Raw genomic sequence first — 22,841 nt, 5'->3', positions numbered from 1 at the left:
TATTTTTTCTTACTCATTTGATTAAAATGGGAGCGGCTGGACGAGTCATCAACCTGCGCAATCAAAACATCATTCTGACCAATAGGTTACGGAGCGTGATTAATGTCTACTTTTATCCAAATCCTCTGTTTTTATACGCCTTTAAGTACACATTAACGGCACTAACCGTTGGGAAAATCAATGTGATTCTCACTTCGCATTGACCTGTTTTGTCGAAAAATAAGCACGAAAAGGTAAAAATAAGGTAAATGATGCATTTTTTTGCACGCAAAAATAAGTTGTTTTTAATTGATATATGTCAATTTTCGCCCCGCGATAACGCTGCAAAAAACGCCATCTGCATTGATGGAAACATTATTTTACGTCGCGTCCGGACGGGGAAAATAGTCAGAGGAAATCAGTGGGAAGTGATACGTGGGCCGGGATGGCCCACGTTGTAAAAGGGAAGAAAAATCAGGCGTTAACCGTATCCAACGGCCAGGAGTCAAACAGATAACCATCAAAGTCGATATCATCAACGTTTGAAAACTCCAGCAGTCGCTGTTTAACGTTTTCCAGATGCTGCCACATTGCCAGTTTGGCCGCGCGGGCATCTTTTTTAATGAGTGCCGCCAGGATCTGCTTGTGGTCGCCCATCCATTCTTTGCGGTAATGGGTATCGTCAAGGTGGCTGTGCAGTTGGATCCACATCGGGTTGTTCTCACGCCACTGCCATGACTGACGAAATAACTCGACCAGCATACTGTTGTGCGTGGCCTCGGCAATGGCAAGGTGAAACTGCATGTCGCCGCTTTCCGAGCCGTTTGGTTCGCTGGAGGCCAGCTCACGTTCTTCCAGTAGCAATGCCTGGCGCATTTTGACGATATCCTCGCGCGTGGCTTGCAATGCGGCAAACTCGGCGATATTGCTCTCTAATAGCTGGCGTGCCTGTAACAGCTCAAAAGGCCCCGCATCATTGCAATGATTAATATCCGTGCTGTCGATTGTCTGCGCGTTAGCGTTGTCGAGAACGTAGATCCCGGCACCACGCCGCACGTCCACCAGCCCTTTAATTTCCAGCATGATTAACGCTTCGCGCACCACCGTGCGGGTGACATTGAGCATCTCGGCTATTTCACGCTCCGGGGGCAGGCGCTCGCCGGGTTGGTATGGCGTCTGGACAATGAGATCGCGGATCATGGCACCCACTTCCTGGTAGGGTCTTTGCTGAGAAGTGTTCGATTTCATTATGTTCTATCCGTCAGATGCGTTTATTCAGATCCGTAGGTCGGATGGCAGGACGCACCTTATCAGGCCTACAAATAACCTTTATGTCGCCTGAACTATAGCATTTGCGGCAAGCCAAAAACAGAAAACGGGTCAACCAAACAGATATTTTGATTGACCCGTCATAGTTCGGGCGTTATGCGTCAGCGTGCAGTGTTGCGACACACTCGCGCGCGCCCTTCTCGCACAGTTGCTGATAAGCCACGATAATTGCTTCCACAAAATCCGCGTTTTCCGCTAAATCATGGCCAAAGATCCCGCTTAATCCCAACAGGGCCATAACGCGTTCACTGCCCTGATACTGCTGATTGATGCGCTGGAATTCCGCCAGCATCGGGTCGACAACGTCAATGGTCTGCCCCTGCTCATCCACGCCGTGGGTATAGCGCATCCAGCCCGCCACACCCAGCGCCAGGTGCCGCCAGTCGCTGCCGTTTTGTAGGTGCAGACGAACAGGGTCCAACAGGCGCTGCGGCAGTTTCTGGCTGCCATCCATGGCAATCTGCCAGGTACGATGACGCAGGGATGGATTGCTGAAACGCTCGATCAGCAGGGTCGCATACGCATTGAGATCGGTGCCTTCCGGCATCGACAGTGTGGGAGCCTGCTCCTGCATCATCAATGCAAACGCGGCTTTGCGGTACGCCGGGTTGGTCATGGTATCGGCAATCGTTTCATAACCACCGAGGTAGCCCAGATACGCAAGGAAAGAGTGGCTGCCATTAAGCATACGCAGTTTCATCATTTCAAACGGCACAACATCGGCAACGAACTGTGCACCGACTTTATCCCAGTCAGGGCGACCGTTCACGAAGTTGTCTTCAATCACCCACTGACGGAACGGTTCACAGGCGATGGCGCACGGATCGTAAACACCCAGTTGATCGGCAATCTCCTGCAACGTCTCTGGCGTCGCCGCCGGAACAATGCGATCCACCATGGTGCATGGGAAAGTGGCGTTTGCTTCAATCCACTGCGCCAGCTGCGGGTCGCGTGCCTGCGCCAGCCCCAGTACTGCAACTTTCGCCACGTGGCCATTTTCACGCACGTTGTCGCAGGACATCACGGTAAAGGCCGGCAGACCCTGCTCACGACGCAGATGCAGCGCCTGTACGATATAGCCAATTGCCGATTTCGGCGCGGTCGGATTTGCCAGATCGTGTTTAATCAACGGGTTATTGAGATCTAACTGACCGCTGGCGGCATCCGTACAGTAACCTTTTTCGGTTACCGTCAACGAGATAATTGCCGTCTGCGGACGCGCCATCGCACGCAAAATACCGTCGCAGCCGTCAAGATCCGGGTGCATGGCTTCTTTCATCGAGCCAATCACTTTCAGTACGGTGTTGCCCGCACCTTTTTCTGCCACGGTATACAGCAGCTGTTGTTTTTGCAGATTTTCAATCAGTACACAGTCGTTCCCCGGCATCAGGTTAACTTCACAGATACCCCAGTCGCTGTCCGTAGTTTCCAGCAGGTGATGAGTGTACAGAGCCTGATGCGCACGGTGAAAAGCACCGCATCCCAGGTGAACAATACGGGATTGCAGGCGAGAGTTATCCCATGCAGGGCGCGCAACCGGCAGGTTGCTATTGGCAATTGTCGTTGTCATCGTGAACTCCAGAACCCGTCGGAAATACCGACGGGAAGAGAAAAGAAAAAAGCCGGCCCGACAGGTTGCCGGCCGGTCTGATTTAGCGGCTAAAGAAAGCGCGCTGGATAGCCATCTCAACGCCGCGCACTTCCGCCAGCCCTTTCAGGCGACCAATCGCGGAGTAGCCTGGATTCGTTTTCTTTTTCAGGTCGTCCAGCATCTGGTGACCGTGATCCGGGCGCATCGGAATCAAATCTTCTTTACCTTCGGCTTTACGGCGATGCTCTTCTTCAACAATCGCTTTCACCACTTCATACATATCCACGTCACCATTGAGATGCGCCGCTTCATGGAAGGTTTTCGGGTTATCTTCACGCAGCGTGGAACGCAGGTGGGTGAAGTAAATGCGTGGGCCAAACTGTTTGATCATATCAACCAGATCGTTGTCCGCACGAACACCGTAAGAGCCGGTGCACATGGTGAAACCGTTCGCCATACTGTTGACCGTATCAACCATCCACTGCATATCTTCCACGGTGGAAACAATGCGTGGCAGGCCGAGGATCGGGCGCGGCGGATCGTCCGGGTGTACCGCCATGCGCACACCGACTTCTTCAGCAACCGGAATAATCGCCTTCAGGAAGACGGCAAAGTTTTCGCGCAGCGCGGCTTTATCGATATCTTTGTAGCGCTCAAGGTGCTGACGGAACTGGTCAAGGGTATAACCTTCTTCCGCCCCCGGCAGACCGGCGATGATATTGCGGGTCAGACGCGCTTTATCTTCTTCGGTCATGGTGGTGAAGCGTTCCTGTGCCTGAGCGACCTCTTCAGCGGTGTAGTCTGCCTCTGCTCCGGGACGTTTGAGGATATGAATCTCAAAGGCGGCGAATTCAATCTGGTCAAAGCGCAATGCTTTGGAGCCGTCCGGCAGGACATATTCCAGATCGGTACGCGTCCAGTCGAGTACTGGCATGAAGTTGTAGCACACGGTGCGAATACCGCACTGCGCCAGGTTGCGCAGACTCTGTTGGTAGTTGGCAATCCACTGCTGATAGTTACCGGAACGGGTTTTAATGTCTTCGTGGATCGGTACGCTTTCGACAACCGACCAGACCAGCCCTGCCTGTTCAACGATAGCTTTGCGTTTTTCGATTTCCTCAACTGACCACACTTCCCCGTTCGGGATATGGTGCAAGGCGGTAACAACACCGGTAGCGCCTGCCTGACGCACATCAGCTAAAGAAACCGGATCGTTAGGACCGTACCAGCGCCATGTCTGTTCCATGCTTTTAACCTCTTCACATTGTTGGCCCCCGGCGCAAACGCCGCGAGCCACTGCTTACTCAACTGCCGGGTTGCTCAACGCATAACGCCAGCAAACCGGACGACATGGCGCATAAATTCTACCTTTCGCCTCCACATGTCAACCTAAACAACAAAATTGGTTAACCAAATCACAAAAACAGTATCAGTGGTCTGGCACGAATAATGAGGTAAGGTGATGAAGTTAAGGGGAAAGAGCCTGCAGGGCGCGGCCTGAAAGGGAACTGTCTGTTATCAATGTCAACATTGAATATGGATTGTGACATTCATCGCATCAATGGTTAACCAATATGTGTAACATCTCAACCAAAATCATAATGGTTCAACCAAAACAAGGTAGACGTTTTATGCACGTTCTCAATATTCTGTGGGTTGTATTCGGCATCGGCCTCATGCTGGTGCTCAATTTGCGTTTCAAAATAAACTCAATGGTCGCCCTGCTGCTGGCAGCACTCTCCGTCGGCATGTTGGCGGGGATGGATTTAATGGAGCTGCTGCACACCATGAAATCCGGCTTCGGCGGTACGTTGGGTGAACTGGCAATTATCGTGGTGTTCGGTGCGGTCATCGGTAAACTGATGGTCGATTCCGGGGCGGCGCATCAGATTGCTCATACGCTGCTGGCGCGACTCGGCCTGCGCTATGTGCAGCTGTCGGTGATCATTATCGGCCTGATCTTCGGCCTGGCGATGTTCTACGAAGTTGCCTTTATTATGCTGGCGCCGCTGGTGATCGTCATTGCCGCAGAAGCGAAGATCCCGTTCCTGAAACTGGCCATTCCGGCCGTTGCTGCAGCGACCACCGCACACTCACTGTTCCCGCCACAGCCGGGCCCGGTGGCACTGGTAAACGCCTATGGTGCCGATATGGGTATGGTCTATATCTACGGTATTCTGGTCACTATTCCGAGCGTGATCTGCGCCGGACTTATCCTGCCGAAGTTCCTCGGTAACCTTGACCGCCCAACGCCTTCATTTATGAAAGCCGATGTACCGGTTGACCAGAACAACCTGCCGTCATTCGGTGTGTCGATTCTGGTACCGCTGATCCCGGCGATCATCATGATCTCCACCACCATTGCTAACATCTGGCTGGTCAAAGGGACGCAGGCGTGGGAAGTGGTCAACTTCTTAGGCTCCTCCCCAATTGCGATGTTTATCGCCATGGTTGTCGCCTTCGTGCTGTTTGGTACCGCACGCGGCCATGACATGCAATGGGTGATGAACGCCTTTGAAAACGCGGTGAAAAGCATCGCCATGGTGATCCTGATCATCGGCGCGGGCGGCGTTCTGAAACAAACCATTATCGATACCGGCATCGGCGATACCATCGGCATGCTGATGTCACACGGCAATATTTCTCCGTATATCATGGCGTGGCTGATCACCGTGCTGATTCGTCTGGCAACCGGCCAGGGCGTGGTCTCCGCCATGACGGCGGCGGGGATTATTAGCGCAGCGATCCTCGACCCGGCAACCGGTCAACTGGTGGGGGTCGATCCGGCGTTACTGGTGCTGGCAACGGCGGCAGGTTCTAACACCCTGACGCATATCAACGATGCCTCCTTCTGGCTGTTCAAAGGTTACTTTGACCTGTCAGTGAAGGACACGTTGAAAACCTGGGGTCTTCTGGAGCTGGTAAACTCCGTGGTTGGCCTGATAATCGTGTTGATCATCAGCATGATTGCATAACGTCGATACCGCTCTGGCCTATAGCGCCAGAGCGGTTTTCCATCCTGCCTCAACAATCTTCAATAATCAGATACACCGCTTTCACCGGGCCATGCACCCCAACCACCTTGATAAGCTCAATATCCGCCGTTGAACTGGGTCCACTGATGATGTTAATGCACGACGGCATCCGCTCACCGGCCTGCGCCTTCTGATGCAGAATTTCTGCCAGCTGCGCCACCCGCGGCAGAATGGTGCTTTTACGCAGCACGAAAATCGAGGACTCCGGCAACAGGCTCAGGGAACGCCCTCGCTCGGGTGCGGAAAACAGCACCACGCCGCCGGACTCCGTTAAGCCGTACTCGGCATACACTACGCCGACTTTCGCCTGCTCGGCCTGGGTAATATTTTCGCTACCGCGAGCCGGATCCCAGACCACGGCATTGCATTCCTGCTGCAGGCGTTCGGTTATCCCCAGTTCCACCAACCGGCTGTCACCGCTCAGCACCACTGGCTGTCGACCCAATTCTTCGCACAGACGAAGCGCCGCGTCTGCGGCCTGGTCCTCGCGAGTCAGCTCACAGCGGGCCAGCATCACGTCGCTGGCAAACTGGATAAACGCATCACAGCGCAGCTCGGGGCTAAGTTCGGTCAGGCGCTCATTGGCATAGTTGTTCACCGGCGCGGCATCCGCTTGCGGCTCGAAACGCAGCGGGCGACCCAGCGCCTGGGCGATGGTGTTTAAAAACGCGGTACGGTTATCCATTCTTTTTCTCCTGCGCCTGATGTTTCTTAAACCAGCTGCGGAAGCTCTCGCCGTCAGCATCAGGCAGATCGCGCGCCTCCATCCAGTCACCAATCGCGCCAACCTTGAGCGGCGTTTTACCGCCATTGATGAACCAGCTCGCCGCATGCGCGCCTGCCATCATCCCCACTTTCCACAGCCCAGGATGACTATTGGCATACGCGAACATTTTTATCGCCCGGCGCTCGGCTTTCGGGGTAATGCCCTCTTCAGCCATAACGCGACGATGACGCAGGATCAGTTTTGATAACGGAATACGTACCGGACAAACACTGTCGCAGGCCGTGCAGAGCGAACAGGCATACGGCAGATCTTTGAAATCTTTATAGCCGCCGAGCAGCGGAGAAATCACCGCGCCGATAGGACCTGGATAGATTGAGCCATACCCATGTCCACCAATGTGGCGGTAGGCCGGACAGGTGTTCATACAGGCTCCGCAGCGGATGCAGCGCAGCACATCGCGAAACTCAGAACCGAGCACCTGCGAACGGCCGTTATCGACAATCACCAGGTGGAACTCTTCCGGTCCATCAACGTTATCCGCCTCACGCGGGCCGGTCAGCCAGGTGTTATAGCCTGTCAGACGAGCCCCTACAGCACTGCGCGCCAGCATGGTGATCAGCACATCCACCTCGGCAAAGGTCGGCGCGATACGCTCCATCCCCATCACCGCAATGTGCGTTTTCGGCAACGTGGTACACATCCGCGCATTGCCTTCGTTGGTCACCAGGCAAACAGAACCGGTTTCCGCGACGGCAAAGTTACAACCGGTAATGCCAATTTCAGCACTCAGGAAATCCTCGCGGATCTTCTGGCGAATGAATAAGGTCATCGCTTCTGGCGTTTCCGGACCATCGTACCCCAGGCGCTCGTTCAGCACGCGGCGGATCTGATAGCGATCTTTATGAATAGCCGGAACCACGACGTGCGAAGGCGGGTCCTGATCCAGTTGCAGGATGTACTCGCCGAGATCGGTTTCGATCACCTGAATTCCGGCATCCTGCAGCACATGGTTGACGCCGATCTCTTCGGTCACCATCGACTTGGACTTCACCACCTTCTTCGCGTTTTTACTCTGCGCGACCTGCAAAATGTAGCGGGTAGCCTCTTCTTTGGTTTTGGCGAAATAGACGTGACCGCCGTTTTCCGTCACTTTCTCGGAGAGTTGATACAGGTAAGCGTCGAGATTGCTCAGAACGTGATCGCGGATCTGGCTGGCACGATCGCGCCAGTCTTCCCAGTGGCCTAATTCATCGACCATTTTCTGGCGATTCGCGCCGATACGCTCCTGCGCATTGGCCACGGCTTTGCGCATGATCGGATCTTCTATCTGCTGACGGATGCGCAGTTTAAACTCTACATCGCTGGTTTTTATTGACATCTCATTCCCCTCAGCGGCTCATCAGCACTTCAGCAATATGCATCACTTTGACCGGCTGGCCTTCCCGTTGCAGTCGACCGCCAATATTCAGCAGGCAGCTGACGTCCGCGCCAATCAAATATTCCGGCTTCGCATCCATCAGATGTAAGACTTTCTCTTTCACCATCTCGCCGGATATCTCGGCCATCTTGACCGAGAACGTCCCGCCAAAGCCGCAGCAGGTGTCCTGATCGGCAAACGTCAGCAGCTCCAGTCCACGCACGTTTTTCAGCAGCGTGAGCGGCTCTTCCTTTACACCCAGCTTGCGGGTCAGGCTACAGGAAGGGTGATACACCGCCCGTCCCTGCAGGCTGGCGCCGACATCCACCACGCCCAGTTTGTTCACGATAAAAGAGGTGAGATCCTGCATACGCGCGGCAACTTTCTCGGCACGCAGCGCCCAGTCCGGTTCATCGGCCAGATAGGTCGGGTAGCTTTTTACTGCGTAGGTACAGGAGCCTGCCGGGGAGATAATCGGGTCGTCGTTGTCTTCCAGGGCGGCGATCAGGTTTTTCATCCCTGGGATCGCTTCTTTGATATAGCCGCTGTTGATGGCTGGCTGGCCACAGCACCCCTGTTTTTCAGGGAAATTCACGCGACAACCCAGTTTTTCCAGCAGCAATACGGAGTCTCGTGCCATCCGTGATTTCAGTGCATCACCAATACAGGTGACAAAGAAATTTACATTCACAATAACTACTCCATTGCTTCATTTCTGTTTATTGCGCTTGATATCGCGATATCAAGCAAAGGTTCAGCCGTATATCACGCCCAGTTTTTCGTTTTTTTGGTTTTACTCATGCCTGGATCCATGGTGATGTTCGGATCGTTTCCCGTTGCTGGCGACGCTCCGTGTCTTATATCAGGACAATCGCAAATGTCTGTATTTTCATTTGTATGACAAAATTAAATAATCCTCTAATCGACTCGCACATGCAACACCCTGGTTTATTTCTTTCGGCCTTGCTCACATTTTTATATTGAAAACCACCGCGTTATTAAAACCTAAAAAACAGTTTCATGTGATTACTAATCTCGTCACTACCATTATTAAAAAGGTTATTAAATAACTACTTATAGGTATTAGGCTTACTCTTAAGTATATTTATCTGGCGGAAGCTTTTAATTAAAAGATTACAATAGTTACAAAACTATTAATCATAATTACTTTATTCACTGAAGCGATTCAGTTTACATATTTTATTTATGCGTCAATGTAGCCTTTCCACCATAAATATAAATCAGGTTTAATAAACCAATCAGGAATAGCAATGAACGAATATTTTATGTTTGCCCTGGCACTCTCTCCGTTACTACTGATGGTATTTTTAATATTGAAATTGAAAATGCCCATCCATTATTCCGTGTTGATCTCTTTAGTATTCACCGCCGCGCTATCAGCGATATTCTGGGCGATGCCGGTACAGAATCTGCAAGCCGCAATAGGCTATGGCGCACTGAAGGGATTATGGCCGATTGTGATTGTGATCCTCGGCGCTATCTTTAGTTATAACGTCATGCAGGCAACCAAAGCGCTGGATATTCTGCGCGATATTCTCGCCAGCATTAGCGAAGATAAGCGTATTCAGGTGCTGCTGATTTCATGGTGTTTTGGCGGATTCCTGGAAGCCGCTGCAGGTTATGGCACGGCGGTCGCCATTCCGATCGGCATTCTCATCGCACTAGGATTCAACCCGCTGAAGGCAGCAATTGCGTCACTGGTGGCAAACACCGTACCTACAGCGTTTGGTGCGGTGGGTATTCCCGTCTCCATACTGGCGGAACAGGTTAACTTGCCGGTTTATACCCTGGGCGGAACCATTATTCTACAACTCGCGCTGTTTAATATCCTGCTGCCGTTTGTGATTATTTGTATTATTGGCGGCGGCCTGAAAGCTATTCGCGGCGTATTTCTGATCACGCTGATTTGCGGCATCACCACGCTGGTTCCGCAATATTTTGTCGCCATCCATCTTGGCGCGGAATTACCCGCCTTTGCCGGTAGCCTGGTCAGCCTGTTTGCCGTGGCGATGGTCAGTCGCCTGCGCAAAGGGAAAACCGATCCCGAGTGGCGCATTGAGGTCAGCCATACCCGCGAAACCACGCCGCGCTCGGCAAAAGTGTTGTTCCGGGTTGGCTCTATTTATCTGTTTATTTTTGTGTTTATCCTGCTGTGTTCGCCGCTGTTCCCGACAATAAAAGGCGCAGCGTCCCAACTGGCTTCGGTGCTGCATTTCACGCTCGCTGACGGCAAAACGATGGCGCTGAAAGTGGAATGGGTGACCACGCCGGGGATGCTGATCATCTTTGCGACCATTATCGGCGGTTTTATTCAGGGAGCGTCCGCACGTGGGATGCTGGAAGTATTTATCAAAACAATTTTCCAGCTTAAAAACTCTATCGTCGCCATTATGGCGATCGTCGCGCTGGCCACGGTGATGGATCTCAGCGGGATTATCTCCACGCTGGCCCAGTCGATTGTCGATCTGACCGGCAGCTCGTACGTATTCCTCGCCCCGGTAATTGGCGCGCTGGGCACGTTCGTTACCGGCAGCGATACCAACTCGAATATTCTGTTTGGCAAACTGCAAACCATTGCCGCCAGCAAACTGCATATCGATCCCAACTGGCTGGCGGCGGCCAACACCTCTGGCGCTACGGGGGGGAAAATGATTTCGCCGCAAAGCATCGCCATCGCGGTTTCTGCCACCAAAATGGACGGCCAGGCTAACCAGATTATGTCTGGCACCATGAAATACTGCTGCGCCTACATTGTGATCCTCGGCCTGAAAGTCGGTCTGTTTTATTACTGGTTTATGGCGTAAACCATTGTCAACCCCGTCAAATTCGCGGCAATCGTATTTGACGACACAGTGACCAAAAAGGTTTACACCGCCCCGGGAACGGAACGAGGCAACAGACTTTACGATTTGTCGGCGCTGACTAAAATAGCGCCGATGTTTCAAATCGAGGATTATTGTTATGTTGTTCTGGAAAAAGATGGTGAAGAAGTTCGACGCCTTTTCCGCGTTGATTCCACCACGCTACTTCCGCGTGTAATACCTGGCACTTATGCCTGATGGCGCTTCGCTTATCAGGCCTACGTTTCACACTTATTTGTAGGCCTGCGTTTCACGCTCATTTGTAGGCCGGATAAGGCGCGAGCCGCATCCGGCAGCGACAGCGGCGTAAAATGCTCATCCCTTTCTCTTACGCAGTCCGCACGCTCTTAACATCACGACCCAAATACGCAGCCACGCAAAACGGTAGACCAACGGATGCTGAAGCCGCAGCAATGTCAGAAACACAGAGCCCCCTTGCGGCGTCAGATCACCGTTGCCTGATAGCGAACCTGTGGATCCATAATCTGATGACGCGCGTCTATCAGCCGCAGTTCATACGAATCGCGCTCTTTCGTCAGCCGCATTACCGCATCGACAACACTTGTCGTTCGCTCCAGCGCCAGTTTATCCTCAAAGCCATTCAGCAACGAAGCCAACATCACGCTGCAAATCAGATCCCCAACGCCCACCGGCATTTTGGCAAAGCTATACAGCGGCCGGGCGATGTGTAACGTCTGTTCCGCCGTCACCAGCAGCATTTCAAACGCCTGTTTGTCACGCGAGCAGTCGCCGAGATGCTTCACCAGCACCTTGTTCACGCCCCACGCTACCAGCTGCTGCGCCGCTTCCACTACTTCGTCAAAACTACGCAGTTGTCTGCCCGTCAGCACACCCAGTTCATAGAGATTTGGTCCCATTATGTCGGCCAGTTGAATGGCGTCATCGACAAAAAAGGCCTCCACACCCTGCGCGACAATGCAGCCTTTTTGCGGATCACCCATCACCGGATCGCAAAAGTAGAGCGCCTGTGGGTTACGCTGACGAATGGTGGTAACCGCGTGCTTTACCTCTTCGCAGTGACGTTTATCACCGAGATAACCCGACAACACGGCATCGCACTGGGCGAGCTTTTGCAGATCGTCCAGCCCGCTGATGATCGCACTCAACTCACCGTGCGGCATCGCCATCCCCTGCCACATCCCGTACTGGGTATGGTTGGAAAACTGTACGGTGTAAAACGGCCAGACATCAATACCCGAGAGCTGCATCGGCAACACCGCGGCCTTATTCCCGGCATAGCCATAAACGACTGACGACTGAACAGACAACACGTTTTTCATTTTGACTCCGTCTAACGAAACGTTGGCAGCAGACCAAATACGTCCAGAACAACCGTCAGATAAACAACCGCCCCACAGACAATCACCAGATTGAGCACGGTGTTATTACACGGCGCGGTATAGCTGGCGGTCGGAAAACGCTTTCGCGCGGCTTTCACCAGGAACGGCGGCAGGATCACGCTCCAGATAGTAAAGGCCAGACCGGCGTAACCAATCGCGTGCACAAAACCATTCGGGAAGAAGAAGCACACGGCGGCTGGCGGGAAGTAGGTCACCAGCGCGGTTTTCAGGCGGCCCACGCCGTTATCCGGGAAATGAAACAGGTCGGCGATGTAATCGAACAGGCCAAGCGTCGCCGCCAGCAGGGAACTGGCTACCGCAAAGTTGCCGAAGAAGGTCAGGATCAGATCCATATACCGGCTGGTGAACAGTTCGCTGATCGCCTCGACAAACACGTCAATATTGCCGCCTTTGGCGATAATCGGCGGGAATGAGGAACGGCTGATGTTGCCCATCGTGACGCCCAGCCAGAAGATGTACAGCAGCAGGGCAAACAGCGTGCCGATGATAATCGAACGCGTAATATGTGAGACACCGCCCTTGCCATACAGTTTGACCAGGCTCGGCACGTTACCGTGAAAACCAAACGAGATAATGCAGAACGGCAGCGTCATCAGGATATACGGCAAGTACTGTGAGTTGGGCATCGCCACCGCCACGCTGTCGACAAGTTTCGCCACCTCAATATGACCCACCAGCCCGGAGAAAGTGGCAAAGAACGCGATAAACTTACCGATAATCAACACGGTAGTGATGCGCCCAACCAGCAGTGAGCTGTACCAGGCAATCGCCCCGACCAGCATACTGACGATCACCACCGAGATATTCGCCGGAAAGCGCACACCGCTGTATTTGAACACGGTTTGCGCCATCACCGCTGACGAACCAGAAATATAAGCATAGGTCAGAATATACAGCACAAAGCCGAAAGCGATACCGACCACGATATTCCACTTTCGGCCTAATAAATCCTGGGTAAAGGTATTAAAACTGGCACCAGCGCCATAATGCAGGTTAACTTCGACCAGCATCAGACCGGTTAATAACATCATGATGGCAATAAAAAGAAGAATAACAGAGGCGCCGGGAAACCATACGCCGGCCATCGCAATCGGCAAGGAAAACATCCCGCCACCCACAACGGTTGCAATAACCAACATGGTTCCGCTAATCAGTCCGGGGGTACTACTCTGTCGCTCAATGGCATTAATATCCATGATAAATGTTCCTGTAGACTATTCGTTATAATTACAGCTGTCATTTGTACATCATGCGGATAATAAAAATGTCGGAGTCAGGGTTTGCTTCTTTTAGTTATGTCACGGTAACGGGCACCGCAAAGGCTTCCTGTTCATGGAAAAAGAAAACAAAAAAGCCCCATCAGTGATGGGGCCATAAAAATAATTTAGATATAATCAAAGCGTGCAGTAAAGAAGCGTAGCTGCTTCGGCTCGTAAATAAACTTCAGCCCGCGAATATCTTCTTTATGCTGGTAAAGTTTAATGATGCCGTCAGCCACCACATCCATATGCGCGTAGGTATAAACGCGGCGTGGAATAGTCAGACGCACGGTTTCCAGTTTCGGTCTGTGATGTTCGCCGGTCACATTATTACGACCTGCAGAGATAATTCCGCGTTCCATACTGCGTACCCCAGTTTCCACATAGATGCTGGCAGCCAGGCTTTGCGCAGGGAACTCGTCCTGCGTCAGATGCTCACAGAAGCGACGCGCATCGAGGAATACCGCGTGACCACCTACCGGCTCAACAATCGGTACGCCTGCGGCTTTCAGTTTGTCGCCCAGATAGCGAACCTGCTTCACACGGTGCTCAATATATTCGTACTGCATAGCTTCGCGCAGGCCAATCGCCATGGCTTCCATGTCACGTCCGGCCAGGCCGCCGTAAGATGGCATCCCTTCGTAGACCACGACTAACTCTTTGGCAGAAGAGAACATTTCGTCATCGTTCATGCACAGGAAGCCGCCGATGTTCACCAGACAGTCTTTTTTACCACTCATGGTACAACCGTCGGCATAGCTGAACATCTCATGGACGATCTCTGCGATGCTCTTGTTCTCAAAGCCCTGCTCTTGCTCTTTGATGAAGTAGGCGTTTTCCACGCAGCGGGTAGCATCGTAGAACACTTTAATGCCGTGTGCTGCTGTCAGTTCACGCACCGCGCGCATGTTCGCCATCGAGACCGGCTGTCCGCCCGCGAGGTTCACCGTCACCGCCAGGCAGATATAGGCAATATTCTCAGCGCCTTTTTCATCAATCAGCTTTTGTAATTTTTTAAGATCGATATCACCTTTAAACGCAATATTCAGACCGGCATCGTGCGCTTCGTCACGAACGATATCGACAAATACCGCACCATTTTTTTCCTGATGATAACGGGTGGTGGTGAAATACATATTCCCGGCAACATATTGCCCTGGTTTAATAGCCAGTTGCGATAACAGGTTTTCTGCACCGCGGCCCTGGTGAGTCGGAACAATATGTTTAAAGCCAAACAGTTCCTGAACAGTCCTTTCCAGATGATAGAAGTTTTCGCTGCCCGCGTAGGCTTCATCACCCATCATCATTCCGGCCCACTGCTTATCGCTCATCGCGTTGGTGCCACTGTCAGTCAGCAGGTCAATATAAATATCTTTCGAGTTTAACAGGAAAGTATTGTAACCCGCTTCCTGCATTTTCTTAAGGCGCTCATCACGCGGGATCATAGATACAGTTTCAACGCTTTTAATACGGAAGGGTTCTGCCGGATAATTCATTTTGTTTCTCCAGTAACAGTGGTCATGTACGTATTAATGTGAAGTAAAGCATATCGGGTTCATCAGTAAGCCTTGATGAAATATAACTATTCGCCTCCTGAACCAGGGGGAGAAATAATGTGCAGGCACTATGCAAGATTTGATTGATTATGGAAATAGCACGGTCAACATTAATCATTGGCAATAATTTAAAAAGCTGTAAATGTGAGTGATGCAAATCACATGGCTTTTTTTTACCCGTTCATATTCAACAACTTTTTTTTTGCGTTTTGATTTGCCCTTCACCGTTGCATGTCTCTGGAGAAGGGAAATACTGAAAACTTAACTTTCCAGGCTGTTCTTATTATGTATTGGTGAATGAGTACACCCCATTTTGTGAGAGTCGGATCACTTCGCGGGTTTATATTTGTGATTCATATCACTAAAAGTGTAAAGCAAAGTGTACAAAACATGCTTGTTTCAGAGTTTGCTATTTGCTTCAGTGAGTTAGATCGCATTTTTGGTCTGATGCCAACCGGTGTTGTTTTCTGGAGCGTAGCGATATTGAGGCGTGCAACAGGGAATGAATTTATACGGTGAATAATACCGGGTTTATTGGAATGAGGGCGTTTTCTATTTATTCCGAAAGCGTGCTATTCGCGCTTATTTCATTGTATTTACATCTGGACTCCCCCAGTTCACTGGGGTTATTTACAGGGGTTTTATTAGTGCGATGCGAAGGTGCACCAACACCTGCGCATCGCTAATCGCAGTAACTATTATCGGAGAATAGTCACCATGACTGATACGCATTGTATTGCAGTTTCGTTTGCTCCAGAAGTGCACGCCGCAGATAACCGCCGCCTGAAGGTGGGTTATGCGAGCCGTTATCCTGATTACAGCCGTATTCCGGTGAAATACGTCCAGTTTCCGTCCATTGTGATGAAGGGGATGTGGCTGAAAGCTGCCGGATTCGACACCGGCACCCGCGTTGATGTGTGCGTAATGCAAGGCTGCATCGTGTTAACCGCTCGCGCACCTGAACCCGAAGAGTCAGAACTGATGCAATCCCTGCGCAAAGTAGAAAAGCTCTCCGCGCGCAAGCAAAAGCAGGTGCTGGAGTTTATCGGAGTAATTGCGGGGAAAGGGTCGAAGGGGTGAGAGTGTGATTGTCATTGAGGCGCCTGAGGGCGCCTTTATTGGGAGTGACGATTAATCCCGAGAAAGCACAGTATTATCCAAATGGGTACCTACTCTGTATTTAGTTTTTCTTATCAATTGATTGAATCATACCAAACTTTATCAATGATATTTCAATCTCTGTAATCCAGTGTTCAGGGCACGGCTTAACACGCTGATTAGGATCTCTACGATTATGGGGCTGTCGTTTAGTAAGTCCATGCATATCCTTTACATGGGCAATCCAACAAGGATGATGTATTGTTTTTCCAGTTCTTTCTCGAATACCAGCAGTAATCTCTTTATACATTGCCATTTAAATAAATCCCCCCAAAAAAACTACAGCACTGTCGCAACAATGCTTCCACAATCATTCAATAGAAGTGGAAAGAAGAAGATTAAGTGCGCCTTTCCTCCTCACAGCATCAGCGCTATACCAATTTCTTATCATTGAGGCCAAATCATCATCATCGGCATAAAAATAGGCTAAAGGTAACTCCAACACATCGGCAAGCTGTTGAACTATTTCAATATTTGCCTGATGAACCCCTTTCTCATACCTATTGATACGTGGGCTGGCGACAAATTCATCGATCCCGGCAAGAATACCAAGCTGTTTTTGTGACAAACCCTTAGCAAGCCGCGCTTCTTTAAGACGCTTACTGAAGGTTCGATTGTACATTGTAGAATCATTCATAACTACGATAATCGTAGCTATTGAGTTTTTCAGATACTACGAAATACGTAGCATAAGATTACGTTATCTTTTACATACCAATTTCATCAAAGTTAGATCCTCTTTCCAAAACTACGAAAAACGTAATTTTATCACTCGAAAAATACTACGAATTACGTAGCATACGTAATGTTACTTAAACAGAGATGAAAGTGAAATGAACACAAATTGGCACAAGGCCGACATCATTGCGGCATTGCATAAAAAAGGAATGTCACTGGCAGCACTGTCCAGAGAGGCAGGATTGAGTTCGTCCACACTGGGCAATGCTCTGGAGAGACCATGGCCTAAAGGTGAAATCATCATTGCTAAGGCAATTGGCATCCCACCAGAGGTTATCTGGCCAGAAAGATACTACAAGGGAGGAGAGTTTATAAATCGTGGTGATTTGATACGTAAGTTCCGTACCCAGATGTAGTTACGTAAAAAAAGACGTAATACAACTAAAAAATGTTCAGACACTTTGTCAGATTATGCTTTAAGAAGAGAAAGCATTTATAAATAGAATGCTTTTACGTAAAATAACACGTAAGAGCTCTAACCGAACAACAGGGAATCCGCCATGGCGAACTTCGACGCTGATTACTGCTATTCTTTCCCCGCTGTACGCGGAGTACAAGCAGGCAGGCCATTTTACATTGCAACCTGCCCTATGCGCATCATACCCAAAATTTTTAGCTTTGATGAAACTGATGTTCCACCAGAGCTGCGTGCTCAACGCATCCTGAACAAATCAAGAATACCTGAGATGGTAAGATACCTACTTGAAAACCCTAAAGATTATGTTTTTTCTGCATTAACTGCGTCTATTGCCGTTGACGTTCAGTTTGATGAGTACGAAAACTCAAATAATCTAGGAACGCTCAGGGTTCCGATGGATGCCCAAATCCTCATTAATGATGGTCAACATCGTCGTAAAGCAATTGAAGACGCTTTAGCCGAGCGTCCCGAACTCGGCCAGGACAACATCCCGGTGCTTTTTTTCGTCGACGAAGGGTTAAGACGTAGCCAGCAGATGTTTGCCGATTTGAATAAATACGCTATACGTCCAAGTCCATCGCTTTCAGCTCTTTACGATCACCGTGATGTCAGCTCAAATCTGGCGCGTTATTTGGCAATGACAATAGAACCATTTATCGGCCTTACCGAGCTTGAAAAATCCAGTATCAGTATGCTTTCCAATAAGTTATTCACGTTAAGTAGCATTAAACAGGCAACTCGAGCGCTTTTGGGTAAAGACCCGAAAGTAGGCAGTATTGAAGATAACACGGCTATTGCTACGCAATATTGGCAAGCTATTTACAAAGTTATGCCTGATTGGCAGCTTGCAGCACGGAAAGAAGTTTCCCCCGCTCAGCTACGGCAAGACTACGTGCATGCACACGGTATTGGCTTGCAAGCACTGGGACTTTTGGGGCGCTCACTGATCATTGAAGAGCCAGAACAATGGCAACAGAAAATATTGAAACTTAAATCCTTCGACTGGCGTAAAAGCAATCCCGAAATGGTTAAACGTGCAATGCAACATGGCAAGCTGAGTAAGACGGGAACCGCCATTCAGCTCACCTGTAATGCACTTAAACTTGCACTGTCGATTCCCCTCACTCCTGAAGAACAGGAGCTTGAAGCCCAAATGGTTGTCTCATGAGTAAATTAACTCAGGCCTACGATCTGGCCGACTATGAAGAATTCATCAATCAAGAACAGTTTGCTGGACATCCGCTAGCTGAATATGTCGCTGAGGTACAAAGAGTATACTGCGCAGATAAACGTCCATGGGTCATTGGCTATAGCGGTGGTAAAGACTCTTCAGCAGTGATCACTCTGGTTTACCTGGCTTTGCTGGGTCTTCCGCCAGAAATGCGTACCAAAGATATATTTGTGGTGTCATCCGATACACTGGTAGAAACCCCCGTTGTTGTCGATTTAATCAAAAAGACAATGCAGTTAATTGAGGGCGGTGCAAAACGTGATGGGCTACCAATCACTCAACACGCCGTTATGCCAAAAACTCACGAAACCTTTTGGGTGAATTTACTAGGTAAAGGCTACCCAGCACCAACACGTAGCTTCCGTTGGTGTACAGAACGCATGAAGATCAATCCGGTCAGCGACTTTATCAAGGATAAAGTTAGCCAATTTGACGAGGTCATTGTTGTTCTGGGTTCACGTAGCAGCGAAAGCGCATCACGTGCCCAGGTTATCGCAAAGCATAAAATTGATGGTTCGCGTCTTGCCCGACACACCACACTGCCTAATGCCTTTATTTACACACCTATAGACACATGGGATGTCGAAGACGTGTGGAAACTTCTGCGTGGCGCATTCCGTTATGCTCCGGAAGATATTGATGAGTGGGAAAATCCATGGGGTGGAAATAACCGCCCACTTTGGACGCTCTATATGGATTCCTCTGCACAAGGCGAGTGCCCATTGGTAATCGATGACAGTACTCCTTCGTGCGGTAATTCCCGCTTTGGCTGCTGGACGTGTACTGTCGTAACTAAAGATAAAGCGATGGAAAGCCTTATTCAGAATGGTGAGGAATGGATGTCCCCACTGCTGAAATATCGCGATCTGTTAGCTTTCACAACTGACCCGGCAAATAAAGATACTTTCCGTAACTACAAGCGTCGTACAGGCAAAGTAAGTTACCAATACGCTAAAGACGGCGAAGAAATCAGTGCCGAACGTAAGCACGTCCCTGGTCCGTACTGGTTAAAATACAGACAACAATGGTTAAAGGAATTATTGGAAATTGAGCGTGATATGAATGCTCAAGGTCATAAAATTACGCTGATAACACAACCAGAGCTACATGCAATCCGTCAGGAATGGTTGAAAGATCCCAACGAACCGGATTGGTATGACTCATTGCCGGGTATTTACCGCGAGGTTTATCAAAAGGATCTGGATTGGGTCATTGACGATCAATCTCGTTTTGATGCCAGTGATGCTGATTTGCTTGTACAAATTGCCCAAGGATTTGACGTTGAACCTGAGATGGTTATGAAGTTAATCGAACTGGAAGTCTCGATGGAAGGCCTGAGCAGGCGTCAGGGGGTATTTGATAAACTTGGTACAATTCTCAAACAAGACTGGGGAAGCCTAGAAGAAATTAAACAGCAACAAGAAACATTGCAGAAACGCAACGAGCGAGATATTCATCAAGAGGAAGTCGCAAAGCTGGAAGCGGAGCTTCAGGTTTTACAGCGCAGAATTATAGATGCGAGTGAATCATACTTGCTTACCAGTAAGGAAAACGAACATGCTAATTAAACAACTGGTGCTGCGTAACTTTCGTGTCTTCAATGGGACACATATCATCGATTTAGCGCCCAGACAACGCCCTAATGATGACAACCCACGCCCTATCGTATTGTTCGGTGGGTTAAATGGTGCGGGTAAAACATCCATTCTCTCTGCCATTCGTTTGGCACTATATGGTCGGCTGGCATTCGGCTTATCAACACAAAACCAGGACTATATTAATGAACTAAGTTCATTAATTCATAATGGAATAAACTCTAGTGAGCAACCAAGTGACGCGGCAATAGAGTTGACCTTTACCTATAACAAAGGTGGCCAGGAAGCCGAGTTCACGGTAGTCCGAACCTGGAAGAAAGGAAAGAAAGACCAGCTATCACTTTTACAAGATGGCATCCCTTTAGAAGAACTGGATTACGATCAATGCCAGGGTTTTCTCAATGAACTCATCCCTCATGGTATTGCTGATTTATTTTTCTTTGATGGTGAAAAAATTGCCGAACTTGCAGAGGACGAGTCGGGTAATATTTTGAAAACCGCAGTTCGTCGTCTATTAGGTTTGGATTTGATTGCCAAATTACGTAATGACTTAATGATTTTTATTAAACGTCAGCAATCGAGCCAACTTGCAGCTACACAGCAGCAGCAACTTGCTGTACTGGAAAAACAAATAAAAGAGTACGCATTCCAAACTGAACAACTGCTTGAGAAAGCAGATTTTTCAAAGATACGAATCGATCTGTTATCTAAAGAGATTATTCGCTATGAAGGCCTACTCAATGCTCAGGGTGGAGCGTTTGCTCAAACCAAAGCTCAGGAAAAGCAAAAAGTCGAAACGCTGTTGAAAGAAAAAGACCGTCTTGAAAAAGCGTTACGTCATGAATGTGATGGTTCATTACCTTATGCATTGGCTCCAAAAACGTTAACACGATTGCTCGAGCAGATCTCAACAGAAACACAAATCAAGCAAGCCAGAAACTTTGAAAGTGAGCTTGGTCAATTCCTAACTCAGCTTAAAAACGATATAGCGTTCCGTTCCAGCACTTCTGGGAAAATAGCTGCAGAAGCAATTGAGGATAATTTGAAAGATTATCTTGCAACCAAACCAAAGGGTGAACTGCTTTTCGACATATCAGAACGTGAAGCAGGCATGCTTCAGCAAGCTATCGAGCAAGACAGTAAAAAAGCCTGGCAGCGTTTTGATCTTTATCGTAATCAATTAGTTGAAATTGAAGAACAACTGGAGCAGGCTGCAGCCAATATTGCTCGAGCACCAGAGGATGATCAGCTTCTTGATATATTTGATAAAATTCGTGAGCTTGATAAACAACGTGAACTGAAGAAGCAAGAATATCGTGCTTTACTTGAAGATGCGAAGCGGACCAAACAACAACAGTTAGAGTGCGTGCGTCAAGTGCAAAAAGCACATGATAGTGCCCGCAATCAGCATAGTTTTAACAGCGCATTTAATAATGCTCAAGAAACGATTAGCTTGCTCGATCGCTACAGTGAAGTTTTAACTCAAGCACGTGTAAAAACACTATCTACGAATTTCGAAGTAGCTTATCGAAAACTGGCTCGTAAAGAAGATTTACAGCTCAATGCGCATATTAATCCAGAAACATTTGATGTCGAACTCATTGATGAAAAAGGTAATGTGATAAATCGTAAGCTGCTTTCAGCTGGTGAGAAACAAATTTATGCTATTGCAATTCTTGAAGCATTAGCCAAAACCTCCGGCCGTGATTTACCTGTGATTATTGACACACCATTAGGACGATTAGACTCTCAGCACAGAGATAAGTTAATTAATCACTATTTCCCATTTGCCAGCCACCAGGTTGTACTACTGTCTACTGATACAGAAGTAGATGAGCGCTACTTTGTGGACCAATTGCGTGATGATATCTCTCATGCTTATGAGATCGTATTTAATGCACATACCAAATCATCAGCATTGAAACCAGGATATTTTTGGCAACTTACTAAGGAGACAATTTAATGCTCCCGAATCGAATGCAGCTTACTCGCCAGACTGAAGAGCAGCTCAAAAGGCTAAAAGGATTTACAGGAGTTACTCCAAACGTAGCCGCTCGTATTGCATTTTTTCGCTCTGTAGAAAGTGAATTTCTCTTTTTACCAGAGAATGATAATAGGAAGTTAGACGGTCAACTTGTGCTTGATAAGATTACCTGGCTTGGCGAAACAATGCATACAACTGAACTCGTGTTGAAGATGCTTTATCCACAGTTAGATCAAAAAGAAATGGTCAGAGCCTGGGCCGCACATGTTGAAGATGGGATTGCGGCCTTAAGGAACTATAGAAATTTAAAGGACTTGGTAACTGTCTTATAAAAATGCAATAGCCCTCTATCGAGGGCTATTAATGCATCATATCATATTAGCAAAAAGACAGTGGCCATATAGATGGTGCTTTTCTAGCAATATCTTTCCCTCTCTGCTCTATAATTTCAACATTCCAATAATTTCCATTTTTAGATAGCTCAAAAATATTTTTTGTTTCAGGAAATATAGAATCTTCATAATGTTTACATTTATCTGAAAAAACCCTATTTTTTATAC

Annotated in this window: 21 protein-coding genes; 9 read left to right on the top strand and 12 right to left on the bottom strand. The window is 49.0% G+C overall.

All coding sequences use genetic code 11. The annotated features are described in order from the left end of the window. The coding region (locus NNO08_RS21900; protein WP_271455699.1) for a hypothetical protein at nt 1-203 on the top strand (203 nt) is incomplete at its 5' end. 250 nt (nt 204-453) lie between these two features. On the opposite strand, the gene uxuR is transcribed toward NNO08_RS21900, so the two are convergent. The 3 genes from uxuR to uxuA form a co-directional block, all read right to left on the bottom strand. Then, entirely contained in the window at nt 454-1,227 is a 774-nt protein-coding gene (uxuR, locus tag NNO08_RS21895) for a Uxu operon transcriptional regulator (protein WP_271442262.1), read from the bottom strand. Nucleotides 1,228-1,402: 175 nt separating this feature from the next. Continuing rightward, nucleotides 1,403-2,878: a fructuronate reductase gene (locus NNO08_RS21890; RefSeq protein ID WP_271457526.1), complete on the bottom strand. Its 1,476-nt coding sequence runs from the start codon at nt 2,876-2,878 to the stop codon at nt 1,403-1,405. Nucleotides 2,879-2,960: 82 nt separating this feature from the next. Then, nucleotides 2,961-4,145, bottom strand: coding sequence for a mannonate dehydratase (gene uxuA / locus NNO08_RS21885; RefSeq protein WP_271449419.1), 1,185 nt, complete (start codon nt 4,143-4,145; stop codon nt 2,961-2,963). Nucleotides 4,146-4,530: 385 nt separating this feature from the next. Here uxuA and gntP point away from each other — a divergent pair, with 385 nt between their 5' ends. After that, the gene (gntP, locus tag NNO08_RS21880) at nt 4,531-5,874 is read left to right on the top strand and encodes a gluconate permease GntP (protein WP_271442265.1); all 1,344 of its coding nucleotides are present in this window, start codon (nt 4,531-4,533) and stop codon (nt 5,872-5,874) included. 49 nt (nt 5,875-5,923) lie between these two features. On the opposite strand, the gene NNO08_RS21875 is transcribed toward gntP, so the two are convergent. The 3 genes from NNO08_RS21875 to NNO08_RS21865 are packed head-to-tail and all read right to left on the bottom strand — an operon-like array spanning nt 5,924 to nt 8,769. Next, complete coding sequence (locus tag NNO08_RS21875; protein ID WP_271457525.1) at nt 5,924-6,619, bottom strand: LutC/YkgG family protein; 696 nt, start codon at nt 6,617-6,619, stop codon at nt 5,924-5,926. Continuing rightward, on the bottom strand, nt 6,612-8,039 hold the full coding sequence (locus tag NNO08_RS21870) for a LutB/LldF family L-lactate oxidation iron-sulfur protein (protein ID WP_103768520.1): 1,428 nt from the start codon (nt 8,037-8,039) through the stop codon (nt 6,612-6,614). Before NNO08_RS21870 ends, NNO08_RS21875 begins: the two co-directional genes overlap by 8 nt. A gap of 10 nt (nt 8,040-8,049) precedes the next feature. Beyond that, a complete protein-coding gene (locus tag NNO08_RS21865) occupies nt 8,050-8,769 on the bottom strand; it encodes a (Fe-S)-binding protein (RefSeq protein WP_271442268.1) in 720 nt (239 codons plus the stop codon). A 580-nt stretch (nt 8,770-9,349) separates the two neighbouring features. Between NNO08_RS21865 and NNO08_RS21860 the strand changes: the two genes are divergently transcribed. After that, the gene (locus NNO08_RS21860) at nt 9,350-10,903 is read left to right on the top strand and encodes an L-lactate permease (protein ID WP_271449421.1); all 1,554 of its coding nucleotides are present in this window, start codon (nt 9,350-9,352) and stop codon (nt 10,901-10,903) included. A 500-nt stretch (nt 10,904-11,403) separates the two neighbouring features. On the opposite strand, the gene pdxY is transcribed toward NNO08_RS21860, so the two are convergent. From pdxY to NNO08_RS21845, 3 genes are all read right to left on the bottom strand, one after another. Continuing rightward, nucleotides 11,404-12,261, bottom strand: a complete 858-nt coding sequence (gene pdxY / locus NNO08_RS21855) for a pyridoxal kinase PdxY (protein ID WP_271457524.1) — start codon at nt 12,259-12,261, stop codon at nt 11,404-11,406. Between the two features lie 11 nt (nt 12,262-12,272). Further along, nucleotides 12,273-13,538: an aromatic amino acid transporter gene (locus NNO08_RS21850; RefSeq protein ID WP_271457523.1), complete on the bottom strand. Its 1,266-nt coding sequence runs from the start codon at nt 13,536-13,538 to the stop codon at nt 12,273-12,275. Nucleotides 13,539-13,726: 188 nt separating this feature from the next. Next, a complete protein-coding gene (locus NNO08_RS21845; RefSeq protein ID WP_016155590.1) occupies nt 13,727-15,097 on the bottom strand; it encodes a tyrosine phenol-lyase in 1,371 nt (456 codons plus the stop codon). Nucleotides 15,098-15,874: 777 nt separating this feature from the next. On the opposite strand from NNO08_RS21845, the gene symE reads away from it, so the two are divergent. Further along, nucleotides 15,875-16,237 (top strand): endoribonuclease SymE, encoded by a 363-nt coding sequence (gene symE, locus NNO08_RS21840; protein ID WP_271457522.1) that lies wholly within the window; start codon nt 15,875-15,877, stop codon nt 16,235-16,237. A gap of 100 nt (nt 16,238-16,337) precedes the next feature. On the opposite strand, the gene NNO08_RS21835 is transcribed toward symE, so the two are convergent. Together NNO08_RS21835 and NNO08_RS21830 are read right to left on the bottom strand one after the other, a co-directional pair. Continuing rightward, nucleotides 16,338-16,571 carry a hypothetical protein gene (locus tag NNO08_RS21835; RefSeq protein ID WP_271457521.1) on the bottom strand — a complete coding sequence of 78 codons (234 nt, stop codon included), beginning with the start codon at nt 16,569-16,571 and terminating at the stop codon, nt 16,338-16,340. A 54-nt stretch (nt 16,572-16,625) separates the two neighbouring features. Continuing rightward, nucleotides 16,626-16,952: a helix-turn-helix domain-containing protein gene (locus NNO08_RS21830; protein WP_271457520.1), complete on the bottom strand. Its 327-nt coding sequence runs from the start codon at nt 16,950-16,952 to the stop codon at nt 16,626-16,628. 196 nt (nt 16,953-17,148) lie between these two features. Between NNO08_RS21830 and NNO08_RS21825 the strand changes: the two genes are divergently transcribed. The 5 genes from NNO08_RS21825 (at nt 17,149) to dndE (ending at nt 22,613) form a co-directional block, all read left to right on the top strand. Beyond that, nucleotides 17,149-17,409, top strand: a complete 261-nt coding sequence (locus tag NNO08_RS21825) for a helix-turn-helix domain-containing protein (RefSeq protein ID WP_196614803.1) — start codon at nt 17,149-17,151, stop codon at nt 17,407-17,409. Between the two features lie 144 nt (nt 17,410-17,553). After that, a complete protein-coding gene (gene dndB, locus NNO08_RS21820) occupies nt 17,554-18,639 on the top strand; it encodes a DNA sulfur modification protein DndB (protein WP_196614802.1) in 1,086 nt (361 codons plus the stop codon). Beyond that, nucleotides 18,636-20,270, top strand: a complete 1,635-nt coding sequence (gene dndC, locus NNO08_RS21815) for a DNA phosphorothioation system sulfurtransferase DndC (RefSeq protein WP_271457519.1) — start codon at nt 18,636-18,638, stop codon at nt 20,268-20,270. Before dndB ends, dndC begins: the two co-directional genes overlap by 4 nt. Next, nucleotides 20,260-22,260 carry a DNA sulfur modification protein DndD gene (gene dndD, locus NNO08_RS21810; RefSeq protein ID WP_271457518.1) on the top strand — a complete coding sequence of 667 codons (2,001 nt, stop codon included), beginning with the start codon at nt 20,260-20,262 and terminating at the stop codon, nt 22,258-22,260. Before dndC ends, dndD begins: the two co-directional genes overlap by 11 nt. Further along, on the top strand, nt 22,260-22,613 hold the full coding sequence (dndE, locus tag NNO08_RS21805) for a DNA sulfur modification protein DndE (protein WP_267457107.1): 354 nt from the start codon (nt 22,260-22,262) through the stop codon (nt 22,611-22,613). Before dndD ends, dndE begins: the two co-directional genes overlap by 1 nt. Before the next feature lie 46 nt (nt 22,614-22,659). On the opposite strand, the gene NNO08_RS21800 is transcribed toward dndE, so the two are convergent. Further along, on the bottom strand, nt 22,660-22,841 hold a 182-nt coding region (locus tag NNO08_RS21800), incomplete at its 5' end, for a hypothetical protein (RefSeq protein ID WP_271457517.1).

The sequence above is a fragment of the Citrobacter sp. Igbk 17 genome (genome assembly GCF_028069775.1).
GTDB lineage: Bacteria > Pseudomonadota > Gammaproteobacteria > Enterobacterales > Enterobacteriaceae > Citrobacter.
Note: the sequence above shows the minus strand (reverse complement) of the source record. Positions and strands in the feature narration are given on the sequence as shown.